The sequence below is a fragment of the Streptomyces sp. NPDC026417 genome (assembly GCF_055567695.1).
On sequence record NZ_JBVHPY010000008.1, the window covers coordinates 128,861 to 144,580 of the forward strand.

Here is a 15,720-nt window from a genome sequence, read left to right on the forward strand (position 1 = left end):
GGGGGAACGCGTCCGGTTCCAGACGCACCCCCGGGAGGGCGGTCGACCTGTCCGAGACCAGCCCTCGGGGAACATTCGAGCCACCTTCGAGCCACCCTGAACACGCCCCGAGGCGTCCCCCGGAGTCGCGCCCGGGGAACACGCCCCGAGGGATCCCCCGGAGTTCCGCCCTGGACACGCCCCCGAGGCGTCCCCCGGAGTTCCGTCCGGGACGCGTCCCCGAGGTGCGGGCGATGCCGCCGCGACGTGTCCCCGGAGCGGCGGGCGAGCCGTCCGGCACACGCCCCCCGGGCGATGCGCGATCTGTCCGAGACCCGGCCCCCGAGGCCGGTCCCCGTCCGGAACAGCCCGCTCGGGGCGGGTGGCCGACCGGGACCGCCCCGGGGACGCTGTTCCGTCCTTGCCCCTCCCGGGCACGGACAGCCGCCTCTCGAACATCAGCGCACCACGAGATAGCCTCCGGCCATGGCGAATGGGCAGTGGTACCCCCCGGAGTGGCCCGAGCGGATCCGTGCGCTCGCGGACGGCACGCTCACACCGGTCGCGCCGAGACGGGCGGCCACCGTCATGCTGCTCAAGGACACCGACGCCGCCCCCGTGGTGCACATGCTGCGCCGACGCGCGTCCATGGCCTTCGCCGGAGGCGCGTACGCGTATCCGGGCGGCGGGGTGGACCCCCGGGACGACGAGCACCACGTCCGCTGGGCGGGCCCCACGCGCGCGTGGTGGGCGGACCGTCTCGGGGTCGACGAGAGCACCGCCCAGGCCGTCGTGTGCGCGGCGGTGCGGGAGACGTACGAGGAGGCCGGCGTCCTGCTCGCCGGGCCCACCGCGGACACCGTGGTGGGCGACACGACAGGGGAGGACTGGGAGGCGGACCGTGCGGCGCTGGTCGCCCGGGACCTCTCCTTCGCCGAGTTCCTGGACCGCCGGGGGCTCGTGCTGAGGTCCGACCTGCTCGGCGCCTGGACCCGCTGGATCACCCCCGAGTTCGAACCACGCCGCTACGACACCTGGTTCTTCGTCGCCGCGCTCCCGGAGGGGCAGCGCACGCGCAACGCCTCCACGGAGGCCGACCGCACGGTGTGGATCAGGCCCGCGGACGCGGCGGAGGGCTACGACAAGGGCGAGCTCCTGATGATGCCGCCCACGATCGCGACGCTCCGCCAGCTGCTGCCGTACGCCACGGCCGCCGAGGCCCTCGCCGCCGCGCCGGCCCGCGACCTGACGCCCGTCCTGGCGCAGGCCCGCCTGGAGAACGACGAAGTGGTCCTCTCCTGGCCGGGGCACGACGAGTTCACCAAACACATCCCGACCGGTGGAGCCCCCGCATGACGGACGCAGCAGCCCTTCCGGGCCGGCCGCGGGGCGGGGTCGTGTCCGGCCCGGCCACCGAGCGGGCCGTCAACGTCCTGGCCCCCAACGCGTCCGCGATGACCCTGGACGGCACCAACACCTGGCTCCTGTCCGAGCCGGACTCCGAGCTCGCGGTCGTCGTCGACCCGGGACCGCTGGACGACGCCCATCTGCGGAGCGTCCTCGACACGGCGGAGAGGGCGGGGAAACGGGTCGCGCTGACCCTGCTCACCCACGGGCATCCGGACCATGCGGAGGGCGCCGGACGGTTCGCGGAGCTGACGGGCACGAAGGTGCGGGCCCTGGACCCGGCGCTGCGGCTCGGCGACGAGGGACTCGCCCCCGGGGACGTCGTCACCGTCGGAGGTCTGGAGCTGCGGGTCGTGCCGACGCCCGGGCACACCGGCGACTCGCTGTGCTTCCATCTCCCGGCCGACCGGGCCGTGCTGACCGGGGACACCGTCCTCGGGCGCGGGACGACCGTGGTGGCCCATCCCGACGGCCGCCTGGGGGATTATCTCGACTCGCTGCGGCGGCTGAGGTCCCTGACGGTCGACGACGGCGTCCACATCGTCCTGCCGGGCCACGGACCCGTTCTGGAGGACGCCCAGGGCGTCGTCGAGTACTACCTCGCCCATCGCGCGCACCGCCTCGCCCAGGTCGAGACGGCGGTCGAGGACGGTTACCGGTCCCCGGAGGAGGTGGTGGCCCACGTGTACGCGGACGTGGACCGCTCGCTGTGGCCCGCGGCGGAGCTGTCCGTACGGGCCCAGATGGAGTACCTCCAGGAGCACGGCCTCATCTAGGGCGTGGCCCCGGATCCGCCGTTCGGGGCAGGCCGCGGAGCCTTGACGCCGTGCACGCGCGCGTACTCCCCGGCGAGCCACGGGCCGAGGTCGTCCACGTACGAGCGCAGCACCCCGGGGTCACCGGTCGGGGAGTATCCGAGGACGGCCGCCGTACGGAGGTCGGCGGCGCGCTGCGGGTAGTACCGCCCGAAGGCTTCGGCCATCTCGTGCAGGTCGCTCGTCCAGCCGTTCCAGCGGGGCATGACGAGCGTGAACGCGGTGCGGACGAGACGGCGTGACATGAAGCGCACCAGCGGCCGCCGTGCCTCGTCGGTGTCCGCCGCGTCCCCGATCCGATCGCGCCAGCGCGGCAGCACCAGCGCGAGGTCGCCGTTCGTCTCGCGGGCCAGCCGCGAGTCCGGACGGTAGCGGGGCAGATGCCGGGCCAGATCGTCGCCCAGGAGGGGCGTACAGAGGCAGGCGACGAACCAGCCGAGGTCGTACCTCTCCAGGTCGCTCAGCACGGTCTCCCGGCCGACGAGCAGCGTCCCCGAGCCGTCGACCTGCGGGAACCGCGCGTCGAGGGCCTCGTCCAGCGCCCGGGCGTCCGCGCGGTCGTCCTCCGTTGGCTCCTCGCGCAAGGCCAGCAGCAGGTCCAGGTCGCTGCGGCCCACGCGCGCGGTGCCGCGGGGAATCGAACCGTAGAGGTAGGCGCTGTGCAGGCGGGCCCCGAAGACGTCGGTCACCCGGTCCCGCGCCGCGGCGACGAGGGGCCGGAACGCCGGCGGGATCCGCTCCAGGGATCCTTCGCGCTCCATGTGCCCCTGGGCGTCCAGTCCTCTGCGCCGCCCGTTTCCGGCCGTCTCCACCACTGCGCCCGACCCCTCTGCCCTCACGACGGCTCGTCCCCGGTCGCACCCGCCTCCGCCTCACGACGACGGGGCCCCGCCTCCTGGGAAGGCGGGGCCCCGTCGTCGTACGGCGAGGGACGCGTCAGCGCGAACGCTTGGCGAGCCGCTCCACGTCCAGCAGGATCACGGCACGGGCCTCCAGGCGGAGCCAGCCGCGGCCGGCGAAGTCGGCGAGGGCCTTGTTGACCGTCTCGCGCGAGGCGCCGACCAGCTGCGCCAGCTCCTCCTGCGTCAGGTCGTGCACGACGTGGATGCCCTCCTCCGACTGCACGCCGAAGCGGCGGGAGAGGTCCAGGAGCGCGCGGGCGACCCGGCCCGGCACGTCCGAGAAGACCAGGTCGGACATCTGGTCGTTGGTCTTGCGCAGGCGCCGGGCGACGGCGCGCAGCAGGGCGGCGGCCACCTCGGGACGCGCGTTCAGCCAGGGCTGGAGGTCGCCGTGGCCGAGGCCCAGCAGCTTGACCTCGGTGAGCGCGCTGGCCGTGGCCGTACGCGGACCCGGGTCGAACAGCGACAGCTCGCCGATCAGCTCGCCGGGGCCCAGGACGGCCAGCATGTTCTCCCGGCCGTCGGGGGAGGTGCGGTGGAGCTTCACCTTGCCCTCGGTCACCACGTACAGGCGGTCCCCGGGGTCGCCCTCGTGGAAGAGAGCGTCACCGCGCGCGAGGGTCACCTCACTCATGGAGGCGCGGAGCTCCGCGGCCTGCTCGTCATCGAGCGCCGCGAAGAGCGGGGCGCGCCGCAGAACGTCGTCCACGAGTTCTCTCCTTGTCGACCTGCTCAGGGGATCTTGCTCCCCCGTGTGCCAGGGGACCGTGTTCCCCATTTTGCCGGGCGGTCCAAACAGTGTGATCAGTCACAAGTCTGCCGCACAGGCGCCCTGGGGAGTGCGGCAGGGGGCCAATTGGGGGCCGATCTTCAGGGTCCGGGGCGGATGTCGGTGCCGGGCTTTAGGCTGGCCGGGTGTCCAAATCGCCGGTGAGAGCACAGGCCAAGGGGGCTGGGCGGGTGGTTGTACGTCGAGATTCCGCTGTGGGCGAACAGGCCACGGACGGAACCAGCAAACCGACAAAAGCGGCAGCTTCGGCGCCGGTGAAGGCCGCCCCCGAGGAACCCGCCGAGAAGACGAAGCCCGCCGAGAAGACGAAGGCCACCGTGAAGAAGCCGGCGCCCGCCGAGAAGACGCCCGCACCCGCGAAGAAGAAGGCACTTGCCGGGAAGGCGGCTCCCGCGAAGAAGGCCGCCGCCAAGAAGGCGACCAGGACGGCGACACCGGCGAAGCAGGCCGCGCCCGTGAAGAAGGCCGCACCCGCCAAGAAGGCGGCACCGGCGAAGAAGGCCGCGAAGACCGCGGCGAGGAACTCCGCGCAGCAGCCGCCCAAGCCGGACCCCGCCGTCGTCCGCCGGGCCCGCCGCATCAACCGCGAGCTGGCCGAGGTGTATCCGTACGCGCACCCGGAGCTGGACTTCGAGAACGCGTTCCAGCTCGTGATCGCCACCGTGCTGTCCGCGCAGACGACCGACCTGCGGGTCAATCAGACGACCCCGGCGCTGTTCGCCAAGTACCCCACCCCCGAGGACCTGGCCGCCGCCAACCCGGAGGAGGTCGAGGAGATCCTGCGCCCCACCGGGTTCTTCCGGGCCAAGACCAGGTCGGTGATAGGGCTGTCCAAGGCCCTGCGGGACGACTTCGGGGGCGAGGTCCCCGACCGCCTCGAAGACCTGGTCAAGCTGCCCGGAGTGGGCCGCAAGACCGCCTTCGTGGTGCTGGGCAACGCCTTCGGGCGGCCCGGGATCACCGTGGACACCCACTTCGGCCGGCTCGTGCGCCGCTGGCAGTGGACGGAGGAGACCGATCCGGACAAGGTCGAGGCGGCCGTCGGCGCCCTCTTCCCGAAGAGCGAGTGGACGATGCTCTCGCACCACGTGATCTTCCACGGCCGCCGCATCTGCCACGCCCGCAAACCCGCCTGCGGCGCCTGCCCCATCGCCCCGCTCTGCCCGGCGTACGGGGAGGGCGAGACGGACCCCGAGAAGGCGGGGAAGCTCCTGAAGTACGAGAAGGGCGGCTTCCCGGGCCAGCGCCTCAAGCCCCCGCAGGCCTACCTGGACGCCGGTGGCATCGCGGCACCTCCGCTGGGCAACGGATGACGTGCGGCGCGGAACGATCCGCGGCCCCGCACGCGTTGAGACCGGCAGAACGGGGGTGGCGATGACGCACGCGAGCCACACGCACCACGGCCACGGCACGCACCAGGGCCATGGCGCGCAGCAGAGCCTCGGCGTCTCCGCCGGTGCGGTCGCGTTGAGCACGGACGGGCTGCCCGACTGGCTGCGGCCCGTGGCGCGCGCCGCGGAGACGGTGCAGCCGCGCCAGCTGAGCCGCTTCCTGCCGCCCGCCGACGGTGCGGGCCGCCAGTCCGCCGTCCTGATCCTGTTCGGCGAGGGGGAGCGCGGCCCCGAGCTGCTGCTCATGGAGCGGGCGAGCTCGCTGCGCTCGCACGCGGGCCAGCCCTCCTTCCCCGGCGGCGCCCTCGACCCGGAGGACGGCGACCCCGAGGGCGACGGGCCGCTGCGGGCCGCTCTCCGTGAGGCCGAGGAGGAGACCGGTCTCGACCCGAGCGGCGTCCAGCTCTTCGGCGTTCTGCCCCGGCTCTACATTCCGGTGAGCAGCTTCGTGGTGACCCCGGTGCTCGGCTGGTGGCGCCGTCCGACCCCGGTCGACGCGGTCGATCCGGCGGAGACGGCCCGCGTCTTCACCGTCCCCGTGGCGGATCTCACGGACCCGGCCAACCGGGCGACGACGGTCCACCCCAGCGGCCACCGAGGTCCGGCATTTCTGGTCGAATCGGCCCTCGTGTGGGGCTTCACCGCCGGCATCATCGACAGGATCCTGCACTTCGCGGGCTGGGAGCTGCCCTGGGACCGCGACAAGCAGGTCCCTCTCGACTGGCGCGCATGACAGGGTGGCCTCCGTGAATGTGCTGGACATCCTGTTGCTGGTCGCCGCCGTGTGGTTCGCGATCGTGGGCTACCGCCAGGGCTTCGTCGTCGGCATTCTGTCGGTGATCGGCTTCCTGGGCGGCGGTCTCGTCGCGGTCTACCTGCTCCCGGTCATCTGGGGCGCCATGACCGAGGACTCCGAGGTCAGTACGACCGCCGCCGTCGTCGCGGTCATCGTCGTCATCGTCTGTGCCTCCGTCGGCCAGGCCCTCACCACCCACCTCGGCAACAAGCTGCGCCGGTACATCACCTGGTCCCCCGCCCGCGCCCTGGACGCGACGGGCGGCGCCCTCGTCAACGTGGTGGCGATGCTGCTCGTGGCCTGGCTGATCGGCTCGGCCCTCGCCGGGACGACGCTGCCGACGCTCGGCAAGGAAGTGCGCAGCTCCAAGGTGCTGCTCGGCGTCTCGCGGGCGCTGCCCGCCCAGGCCGACACGTGGTTCGCCGACTTCTCCTCGGTCCTCGCGCAGAACGGCTTCCCGCAGGTCTTCAGCCCGTTCGCGAACGAGCCCATCACCGAGGTCCAGCCGCCCGACCCGGCCCTCGCCAAGAGCCCGGTGGCGGCCCGCGCGAAGAAGTCCATCGTCAAGGTGATGGGCACCGCGCAGAGTTGCGGCAAGGTCCTCGAAGGCACCGGGTTCGTCTTCGGCCAGCGCCGCGTGATGACCAACGCGCACGTGGTCGGCGGGGTCGACGAGCCCACCGTCCAGATAGGCGGCGAGGGCCGCAAGTACGACGCCACGGTCGTCCTGTACGACTGGGAGCGCGACATCGCCGTACTGGACGTGCCGAACCTGCGCGCGCCCGCCCTGCAGTTCACGTCGAAGGACGCGACCAGGGACGACGGCGCGATCGTCGCGGGCTTCCCGCAGAACGGGTCGTACAACGTGCAGCCCGCGCGGGTGCGCGGCCGGCTCACCGCCAACGGTCCGGACATCTACCACCGCGGCACGGTCCGGCGCGACGTCTACTCGCTGTACGCCATCGTGCGGCAGGGCAACTCCGGCGGTCCGCTGCTGACACCCGAAGGCAAGGTGTACGGCGTGGTGTTCGCCAAGTCCCTCGACGACGACGACACCGGCTACGCGCTCACCGCGGACGAGGTCCGGGAGGACGTCACCAAGGGGCGTACGGCCAACCAGCAGGTCGACAGCGACAGCTGCGCGCTCTGACACGAGCAGCCGCGGCGCGGGACGGCCGTGCGGGTCGGCGGGTGCCGCCCCGTCGGCCGGGCCGGAGAGTCGTGAGGCCCGGTCGGCCGGTCAGCCGCGGGGGTGGCGCAGTCGTGCCGAGACCCAGCGGGCCCGGCGGCGCAGGATGTGCGGGATCCCCAACCTGAGGTCCGTGCCCGGCAGCTGCGGAGCACCCCTCTGGTGAGAGCTCAGGCTCATGGCCGAGCGACGGGTGCGTGCTGCGTCACTGTAGTCGTGCGTCCAGCCCATACCCCGACGTCTGCCCGGGCCTCATGGTCGGTAATCGCTCGCCGGACCCCCAATTGGCCTATGCGCGAGGCATTTGGCTGTTCGAAGGACAAGCGTTCACCCGTGGGTGCCGAACGTGTCCAAACGGTCACCGAACGGACCCTGAAAAGGCGTCACCGGTCGGGTTCGGGATCCTTCAGCCAGTTGATGAGCTCGGTGGAGAACGCCACCGGGTCCTCCTCGTGCGGGAAGTGCCCCAGTCCGTCGAACAGCCGCCAGCGGTACGGGGCTTCGACGTACTGCCCGGATCCCGCGGCACTGCGCGTGCGCATCACCGGGTCGAGCGAGCCGTGCAGATGGAGCGTCGGCACCCGCAGCGGCCGCTTCATGCGCCGGTTGAACTGGATGCCGTCGGGGCGGGCCATCGAGCGCACCATCCAGCGGTACGGCTCGATCGCGCAGTGCGCCGTCGACGGGATGCACATGGCGCGCCGGTACGTCTCCACGGCGGCGTCGTCCGGAAGGCGCGGTCCCGACCAGTCCCGGATCAGACGGCCCACCAGAGCGGCGTCGTCGGCGACGAGTTGGCGCTCGGGGACCCACGGCCGCTGAAACCCCCAGATGTAGGAACCCGCGGTCGTCTGCTTGACGTCCGAGAGCATCGCCGAGCGCCAGCGCCGGGGGTGGGGCATCGAGGACACCGCGAGCCTGCGTACGAGCTTCGGCCGCATCACGGCCGCCGTCCACGCCAGGTATCCGCCCAGGTCGTGACCGACCAGCGCGGCGTCGGGCTCGCCCAGGGAACGGACGACGCCGGTGATGTCGAGCGCGAGGTTCGCCGGGTCGTAGCCCCGCGGGGTGCGGTCGCTGCCGCCGACGCCCCGCAGGTCCATGGCGACCGCCCGGAACCCCGCGTCGGCGAGGGCCACCATCTGATGGCGCCAGGCCCACCAGAACTGCGGGAAGCCGTGCAGCAGCAGGACCAGCGGCCCGTCGCCCAGCTCCGCGATGTGGAAGCGCGCGCCGTTGGCCGCGACGTCCCGGTGGACGAGCTCCTTCCCGCCGGGCACGTCGAGGCGTACGACCGAGGAGGCGGGCTGAGCCGAAGGTGTGGCGGGGTCCGTCATGAGGATGAGCGTGCCACAGCCTCGATGGCCTCCGGGACACGGTGCTGCGCGGCCACCTCGCGGGGGTGCGGCTTGGCGTTCTGCAGGACGCCCGCCGACTCCTTCATCGAGGCGGCGACCTTCTGCGGGCCCTGGCTCTTCTTGGCCTTCTTCGCGAAGACCGTGCCGATCAGCGCGAGCACCCCGGCGACCAGCACGTTCGCTGCGAAGGACAGCAGGAAGCAGACGGCCAGGTTCCAGTCGCTCCAGGTCCGGATGCCGTACGCCAGGGCGAAGCTCAGCATCGGCAGGGAGAAGATCAGCACCGCGCCTGCCGCGGAGAACGCTCCGCCGCTGACCGCACCGCGCTTGACGTCCTGCCTGAGCTGCGCCTTCGCCAGCGCGATCTCGTCGTGCACCAGCGCGGACATCTCGGTCGTCGCCGAGGCGAACAGCTGGCCGATGCTGCGTTCGGCGCCGACCGGGCTGCCGTCGGGTGCGCTCATCGCGATCTCCCTCTTCTGCATGTAATCGTGCGGTCCTGTCAGATCATGCCGGACCGGCGTTCTCCTCGCCTGCCCCGCCCGTCACTTCGGCAAGCGCGCGTCGCTCGGCCTCCTTCTCCGCGGCCAGCCTGCGGTGCTCGGCCGCCTTCCCTTCGTGGATGGCGGCCATGCGCAAGTGGTACTCCGGGTTGTCGAGTTCGTAGATGTCCGGGATGCCGTCGAGGTCCTCGTCGCGGTCCTCCGCCTCGCACAGGGCGCGGTACTTGGCGTTCCGTATCTTCAGCAGCGTCGTGGCGAGCACGGCCGCGATGAGCGAGCCGACCAGGACCGCCGCCTTGCCTTCGTCGGCGAGCACCGGGTCGTCGGTGAAGGCGAGTTCGTCGATGAGCAGCGAGACGGTGAAGCCGATGCCGGCGAGGGTGGCGACGGCGAAAACGTCCGGCCAGGCCAGGTCCTCGCTCAGGGAGGCCCGGGTGAAGCGGGCCGTCAGCCAGGTGCCGCCGAAGATGCCGATCGCCTTGCCGACGACGAGGCCGAGGACGACGCCGAGCGTCTCCGGCCGGGTGAAGACGTCGCCCAGTGCTCCGCCCGAGATCGCGACGCCGGCGCTGAACAGGGCGAAGAGCGGGACGGCGAGTCCCGCCGACACGGGGCGGACGAGGTGCTCGATGCGCTCGCCGGGGGACTGCTCCTCCGGCTGCCCGTGGGGGCCCGCGTCCTCGCGGCGGTGGCAGCGCAGCATCAGGCCCATCGCGACGCCGGCGATGGTGGCGTGGATGCCGCTGTTGTACATCAGCCCCCAGATGACGAGGGCGAGCGGCACGTACACGTACCAGCCGTGCACCTCCTTGCGCAGCAGCAGCCAGAAGAGGGCGAGGCCGGCGACGGCGCCGCCGAGCGCCGGGAAGTTCAGCTGGTCGGTGAAGAAGACCGCGATGATCAGGATGGCGAAGAGGTCGTCGACGACGGCGAGCGTCAGCAGGAAGGCGCGGAGAGCGGACGGCAGGGACGTGCCGATGACGGCGAGGACGGCGAGCGCGAAGGCGATGTCGGTCGCGGTCGGCACGGCCCAGCCCTGCAGGGAGCCTCCGCCGGTGACGACGACCAGGGTGTAGACGAGAGCCGGGACGGCCATGCCGCAGACCGCGGCAACGACCGGCAGCAGTGCGGCCTTCGGGTCCTTCAGATCGCCCGCGACCAGCTCGCGCTTGAGTTCGATGCCGGCGACGAAGAAGAAGACGGCGAGCAGGCCGTCGGCCGCCCAGTGTTCGACGGAGAGATCCAGGCCGAGCGCGGCGGGACCGAGATGGAAGTCGCGGACGCTCTCGTAGCTGTCGTGCAGCGCGGGCACGTTCGCCCAGATCAGTGCCGCGATCGCGGCGATCAGGAGGAGGACGCCGCCGACCGTCTCGGTGCGCAGCGCGTTCGCGACGAAGTTCCGTTCGGGCAGGGAGAGCCGGCCGAGGAACTTGCGGGTGGCGGTGCTGGGCGCGGTCACGGGGGAGGCCTCCGGTCGGTGGGCAGGGCTGAGCACTTGCCGACCAGACTTCCCGGCGCACCTCGGGTCCACGTATGCGGTTGTTGACGTGCTCTTCAGCCTACCCAAGGTGCTGTGGGACGGATCCGGTGATCGTCACATTAGCTACAAAGAGGGCACCCGGCGCGTTGCCGGGTGCCCTTCGGGTGGCTGCTCGGCCTCTCGGCCGCGGCCTCAGTCCTCGCTCGGCGCCGCCGGCAGCTTCGCCTGGATCAGGTCCATCACCGTGGAGTCCGTGAGCGTGGTGACGTCACCGAGCTCGCGGTTCTCCGCGACGTCGCGCAGCAGCCGCCGCATGATCTTGCCGGAACGGGTCTTCGGCAGCTCCGCGACCGGCAGGATCCGCTTGGGCTTGGCGATCGGGCCCAGCGCGGTGCCCACGTGGCTGCGCAGAGCGGCGACGAGTCCCTCGTCCTCGGCGGACGCCGTCCCGCGCAGGATCACGAAGGCGACGATGGCCTGGCCGGTCGTCTCGTCCGCGGCGCCGACCACGGCCGCCTCGGCGACGGACGGGTGCGAAACGAGCGCCGACTCGACCTCGGTGGTCGAGATGTTGTGCCCGGACACGAGCATCACGTCGTCGACCCGGCCGAGCAGCCAGATGTCGCCGTCCTCGTCCTTCTTCGCGCCGTCCCCGGCGAAGTACCTGCCCTCGAAGCGCGACCAGTACGTGTCGAGGAACCGCTGGTCGTCGCCCCAGATGGTGCGCAGCATCGACGGCCACGGCTCGGTGAGGACGAGGTAACCGCCCCCGCCGTTCGGCACCTCGTTCGCCTCGTCGTCGACGACGGTCGCGGAGATGCCGGGCAGCGGCCGCTGTGCCGAACCCGGCTTGGTCTCGGTGACGCCCGGCAGCGGCGAGATCATCATCGCGCCGGTCTCGGTCTGCCACCAGGTGTCCACGATGGGGGTGCGGTCGCCGCCGATGTGCTTGCGGTACCAGACCCACGCCTCGGGGTTGATCGGCTCGCCGACGGAGCCGAGGACGCGGAGCGAGGACAGGTCGAACTTCGCGGGGATGTCGTCGCCCCACTTCATGAACGTCCGGATCGCCGTCGGCGCCGTGTAGAGGATCGTCACGCCGTACTTCTGGACGATCTCCCAGAAGCGGCCCTGGTGCGGGGTGTCCGGCGTGCCCTCGTACATGACCTGCGTCGCGCCGTTCGAGAGCGGCCCGTACGTGATGTACGAGTGCCCGGTGACCCAGCCGATGTCGGCCGTGCACCAGTACACGTCCGTCTCGGGCTTGAGGTCGAAGACCGCGTGGTGGGTGTAAGACGCCTGCGTGAGGTAACCGCCGGAGGTGTGCAGGATGCCCTTGGGCTTACCCGTCGTCCCGGAGGTGTAGAGGATGAACAGCGGGTGCTCGGCGTCGAAGGCCTCGGGCGTGTGCTCCGTGGACTGCTTGCCGGTGATCTCGTGCCACCAGACGTCCCGGCCCTCGGTCCAGTCGACCTCCTGCCCGGTGCGGCGCACGACGAGCACCTTCTCGACGCCCGCCGAGCGGCTCACCGCGTCGTCGACGGCCGGCTTGAGCGCGGACGGCTTGCCGCGCCGGTAGCCGCCGTCGGAGGTGATGACGAGTTTGGCGTCGGCGTCCGCGATCCGGGCCGCGATCGCGTCGGCCGAGAACCCGCCGAACACGACGGAGTGCGCGGCGCCGATGCGGGCGCACGCGAGCATCGCGACGACGGCCTCGGGGATCATCGGCAGATAGACGGCGACCCGGTCGCCCTTGCGGACGCCCAGCTCGGTCAGTGCGTGCGCGGCCTTCGACACCTCGTCCTTGAGCTCGGCGTAGGTGATCGCGCGGCTGTCGCCCGGTTCGCCCTCGAAGTGGATGGCGACCCGGTCGCCGTGGCCGGCCTCCACGTGGCGGTCCACGCAGTTGTACGCGACGTTGAGCTTGCCGTCCTTGAACCACTTGGCGAACGGCGGGTTCGACCAGTCGAGGGTCTCGGTGGGCTCGGTGGCCCAGGTCAGCCGGCGGGCCTGCTCGGCCCAGAAGCCGAGCCTGTCAGCCTTGGCCTGCTCATACGCCTCCGCGGTGACATTGGCGTTCGCGGCCAGGTCGGCGGGCGGCGCGAACCTGCGCTCTTCCTTCAGCAGGTTGGCCAGGCTTTCGTTGCTCACGACATCTCCCTTTCCCAGGGTGTCCGTTGTGTCCCAGGCCACAGCTCATCAGACCGGAGGGCCCGATGACAAGGGCCGATCCGAAATTGGTTTAGACCTATTCAGGCTGTGAGGTCACTCAGGGGCACGTACGGGCGGGTGGTCGGGTTCAGTCTGCTGCCGCCGGGACGCACCGGCCCGGCAGCGCCACGGGGCGCGCGGGCGTCCGAGGGGTCGTGGTCGTCGCGGTGGCGCCGTGAGCCGGGGGCATGGGTGGCGCGCCTGTCCGGTCCGCCCGGTGAGGGTGCGGCGAACGCCGGGAGCGGTGTGCCGTGATGGGCGGGGTGCGGTATCCGGGGGGAACGAGGCATCCGGGGGAGCGAGGCCGCCGGGTGCGGCTGCACGGGTCCTGGACGGCCGGGTGCGCCTGCACAGGTCGTGGGGGGAGGGGCGCGGCCGTCGTCCGGCCGCGCCCCGGCGTGTTCACGCGGGACTGGGCAGGTCCTCCGGCGCGTCCACGTGGTCGAACAGCTCGGCCGCGTCGGCACCGTCGTCGGCGTCGGCGTCGGCCAGCAGATACGACTGCGCCTCGCCCACGTGGAAGTACATCCCGTGCAGCTCCAGCGCCCCTGCCTGCAGGGCGCGGGCCACCGACTCGTGCGCCCGCAGATGCTCCAGCTGCTGCACCACGTTGGTCAGGCAGAGCTGCTCCACTGCGTCGGCCGGGGCCCGCCCGGCCAGCCGCGGCCAGGGCCGGTCCGCCACCGCCATCCGCTCCAGGCTCGGCATCCCGTGCCGGAGCCACCGCTTCAGCGGCGTCTGCGCCCCGCCGGGTTCCGCGTTGAGCAGGGCCTGCATCGCCCCGCACCCGGAGTGCCCGCACACCGTGATGGACCGCACCTTCAGCACGTCCACCGCGTACTCGATCGCGGCGGCCACCGAGTCGTCGCCGCTCTCCTCGCCGGGCGGGGGTACGAGGTTGCCCACATTGCGCACGACGAAGAGGTCGCCGGGGCCGCTGGACGTGATCATGGACGTGACGAGACGCGAGTCGGCGCAGGTCAGGAAGAGCTGCGACGGCCGCTGCCCCTCTCGTGCCAGGCGGGCCAGCTCCCCCCGCACCAGGGGTGCGGTGTTGCGCTGGAACGCGCTGATGCCACGGGCCAGTTGGTGGTTGCTGCGCCCGGAGGACGCGGATGTCCCGTCGGAGCCCTGCGGGTCGTCCCGGCGACAGTCGGCAGCGGCGGACTGAGGGCTCGCCGGAGGTTCGCAGTGGTGGTTGCGCCACGGCGTCCAGGGGCGGCAGCGGCAGTGCGACCCGGCCGTCGGCTCGGCGATCCGGGTCCCGGGCCGGCGCCCGGCGAGCTCGACCTCGCCACCCTGGGCGACGTGCGTGTTCTGCCAGTCCTGCAGCGTCTCGTAGGCCGCGTGGTCCATGAACGAGCCGTCCAGCTCCACGACGACCGAGGAGCCGCGGGGCACGAGATGCAGCGTGCGGCTCAGCCGCGGCACGGCGAGGAACGTCAACTGCCCCCGTACTCCTACGTGATGGACTCCCTCCCTCTCCTCGTGCGTGATCCGGGTGTGCGCCAGGCGGTTCAGCGCGACGCCGACGGCCACCGCGACCCCCAGCGACACGCCTTCCAGGACGCCGAAGGCCACGACGCCGAGCGTGGTGACGGCGTACACCAGCACCTCGCGGTGGCGGGTCACCGTGCGGATGTGGTGCAGGGACACCATCTGGATGCCGACGGCCATCACCAGGGCGGCGAGCGAGGCGAGCGGGATCAGCTCCAGGAGCGGGACCATCAACAGCGCGGCGAACACTACGAAAACGCCGTGCAGCATCGTGGAGTTCCGGCTCACGGCACCCGCGTGCACATTCGCGGAACTGCGCACGGCGACTCCGGCGACCGGCAGTCCGCCGAGCGCTCCGGAGACGACGTTGGCCATGCCCTGGCCGAGCAACTCGCGGTCGAGGTCGGAGCGGCCGACGTGCGCGTGCAGTTCCGGTCGTCCGGCCGCCAGCTTGTCCACCGCGACGGCGCCGAGCAGCGACTGCACGCTGCACACCAGGGTGACGGTGAGGACGGCGGCGACGAGACCGAGGACCGGGCCCTCGGGCAGTCCCGCCAGCGCGTGGCTGCTCCAGGACGGCAGGTCGACCATGGGCAGGCTCAGTCCGAGGAGCGAGGCGATCGCGGTGGCTCCGGCGACGGCGACGAGCGCGGCGGGCACCTTGCGCAGGGTGAGCCCGACGCGGCCCGGGAGCCGCGGCCAGGCGAACAGCAGCGTCAGAGTGAGCGCGCTCACCGACACGGCGGCGGGATGCAGCCGGGCCAACTGCGCCGGCAGGGCCAGCAGGTTGTCGGGGACCGAACTCTGCGGAGTGCCTCCCAGCACGATGTGGAGCTGGGCGACGGCGATGGTCACACCGATGCCGGCGAGCATGCCGTGCACCACGGCGGGGCTGACGGCGAGCGCGGTGCGGGCCACGCGCAGGCAGCCGAGACCCAGTTGGGCGACGCCGGCGAGCACTGTGATGGCGCAGGTCGTGCGCCATCCGTAGCGGTGGATCAGCTCGGCGGTGACCACCGTGAGACCGGCGGCCGGGCCGCTCACCTGGAGCGGCGCACCGCCGAACCGGCCGGCGACGAGTCCGCCGACGGCCGCGGCGACGAGGCCCGCCTGGAGCGGCGCGCCGGTGGCCAGGGCGATGCCCAGGGACAGGGGCAGGGCGATCAGGAAGACCGCGATCGAGGCCGACACGTCGGCGCCCGCGATACGGAATCGGCGGGGCGGGGTCGGCGGGGGGCTGGGGGACTGGTGGATGCGCGGGGGCCGAGTGGGGTCGGCGGCGCGGGTGGGGACGCAGGCAGACATGGTTCCCGTCTCCTCCGGGGCAGCGCGGTCGCGGAACAGGTGGTCCCCCGCTCGACGGCGGGGGGCGGGTCGCGGCCGTGGGTCACGGCGTGCAGCG

At 72.3% G+C, this 15,720-nt stretch carries 13 protein-coding genes; 5 read left to right on the forward strand and 8 right to left on the reverse strand.

Going from position 1 to position 15,720, the window contains the following annotated elements:
- Positions 1-465: 465 nt before the first annotated feature.
- Complete coding sequence (locus tag ACZ4NT_RS15285; protein WP_121405216.1) at positions 466-1,335, forward strand: NUDIX domain-containing protein; 870 nt, start codon at positions 466-468, stop codon at positions 1,333-1,335.
- The gene (locus ACZ4NT_RS15290; RefSeq protein ID WP_467725650.1) at positions 1,332-2,162 is read left to right on the forward strand and encodes an MBL fold metallo-hydrolase; all 831 of its coding nucleotides are present in this window, start codon (positions 1,332-1,334) and stop codon (positions 2,160-2,162) included. Before ACZ4NT_RS15285 ends, ACZ4NT_RS15290 begins: the two co-directional genes overlap by 4 nt.
- On the opposite strand, the gene ACZ4NT_RS15295 is transcribed toward ACZ4NT_RS15290, so the two are convergent.
- Positions 2,159-2,962 (reverse strand): nucleotidyltransferase domain-containing protein, encoded by an 804-nt coding sequence (locus ACZ4NT_RS15295; RefSeq protein WP_121405218.1) that lies wholly within the window; start codon positions 2,960-2,962, stop codon positions 2,159-2,161. The genes ACZ4NT_RS15290 and ACZ4NT_RS15295 overlap by 4 nt on opposite strands.
- 175 nt (positions 2,963-3,137) lie before the next feature.
- The gene (locus ACZ4NT_RS15300) at positions 3,138-3,812 is read right to left on the reverse strand and encodes a Crp/Fnr family transcriptional regulator (protein WP_016642758.1); all 675 of its coding nucleotides are present in this window, start codon (positions 3,810-3,812) and stop codon (positions 3,138-3,140) included.
- A gap of 335 nt (positions 3,813-4,147) precedes the next feature.
- Between ACZ4NT_RS15300 and nth the strand changes: the two genes are divergently transcribed.
- From nth to ACZ4NT_RS15315, 3 genes are all read left to right on the forward strand, one after another.
- The gene (nth, locus tag ACZ4NT_RS15305) at positions 4,148-5,206 is read left to right on the forward strand and encodes an endonuclease III (protein ID WP_467725652.1); all 1,059 of its coding nucleotides are present in this window, start codon (positions 4,148-4,150) and stop codon (positions 5,204-5,206) included.
- Positions 5,207-5,267: 61 nt separating this feature from the next.
- On the forward strand, positions 5,268-6,017 hold the full coding sequence (locus ACZ4NT_RS15310; protein ID WP_467725653.1) for an NUDIX hydrolase: 750 nt from the start codon (positions 5,268-5,270) through the stop codon (positions 6,015-6,017).
- A gap of 13 nt (positions 6,018-6,030) precedes the next feature.
- Complete coding sequence (locus ACZ4NT_RS15315) at positions 6,031-7,230, forward strand: MarP family serine protease (protein ID WP_121406353.1); 1,200 nt, start codon at positions 6,031-6,033, stop codon at positions 7,228-7,230.
- 90 nt (positions 7,231-7,320) lie between these two features.
- Here the strand turns inward: ACZ4NT_RS15315 and ACZ4NT_RS15320 are convergent, their stop codons facing one another.
- The 6 genes from ACZ4NT_RS15320 to ACZ4NT_RS15345 all read right to left on the reverse strand — a co-directional run bounded on the left by ACZ4NT_RS15320 (position 7,321) and on the right by ACZ4NT_RS15345 (position 15,623).
- Complete coding sequence (locus ACZ4NT_RS15320; RefSeq protein ID WP_121405219.1) at positions 7,321-7,500, reverse strand: hypothetical protein; 180 nt, start codon at positions 7,498-7,500, stop codon at positions 7,321-7,323.
- A gap of 152 nt (positions 7,501-7,652) precedes the next feature.
- The gene (locus ACZ4NT_RS15325) at positions 7,653-8,606 is read right to left on the reverse strand and encodes an alpha/beta fold hydrolase (protein ID WP_121405220.1); all 954 of its coding nucleotides are present in this window, start codon (positions 8,604-8,606) and stop codon (positions 7,653-7,655) included.
- Entirely contained in the window at positions 8,603-9,091 is a 489-nt protein-coding gene (locus ACZ4NT_RS15330; RefSeq protein WP_121406354.1) for a phage holin family protein, read from the reverse strand. The genes ACZ4NT_RS15325 and ACZ4NT_RS15330 overlap by 4 nt, the downstream gene beginning before the upstream one ends.
- Positions 9,092-9,134: 43 nt before the next feature.
- Positions 9,135-10,589 carry a Na+/H+ antiporter NhaA gene (nhaA, locus tag ACZ4NT_RS15335; RefSeq protein WP_467725657.1) on the reverse strand — a complete coding sequence of 485 codons (1,455 nt, stop codon included), beginning with the start codon at positions 10,587-10,589 and terminating at the stop codon, positions 9,135-9,137.
- A gap of 213 nt (positions 10,590-10,802) precedes the next feature.
- On the reverse strand, positions 10,803-12,803 hold the full coding sequence (gene acs / locus ACZ4NT_RS15340; RefSeq protein WP_183116968.1) for an acetate--CoA ligase: 2,001 nt from the start codon (positions 12,801-12,803) through the stop codon (positions 10,803-10,805).
- Positions 12,804-13,223: 420 nt separating this feature from the next.
- Complete coding sequence (locus ACZ4NT_RS15345) at positions 13,224-15,623, reverse strand: bifunctional SulP family inorganic anion transporter/carbonic anhydrase (RefSeq protein ID WP_467725659.1); 2,400 nt, start codon at positions 15,621-15,623, stop codon at positions 13,224-13,226.
- Positions 15,624-15,720 lie beyond the last annotated feature (97 nt).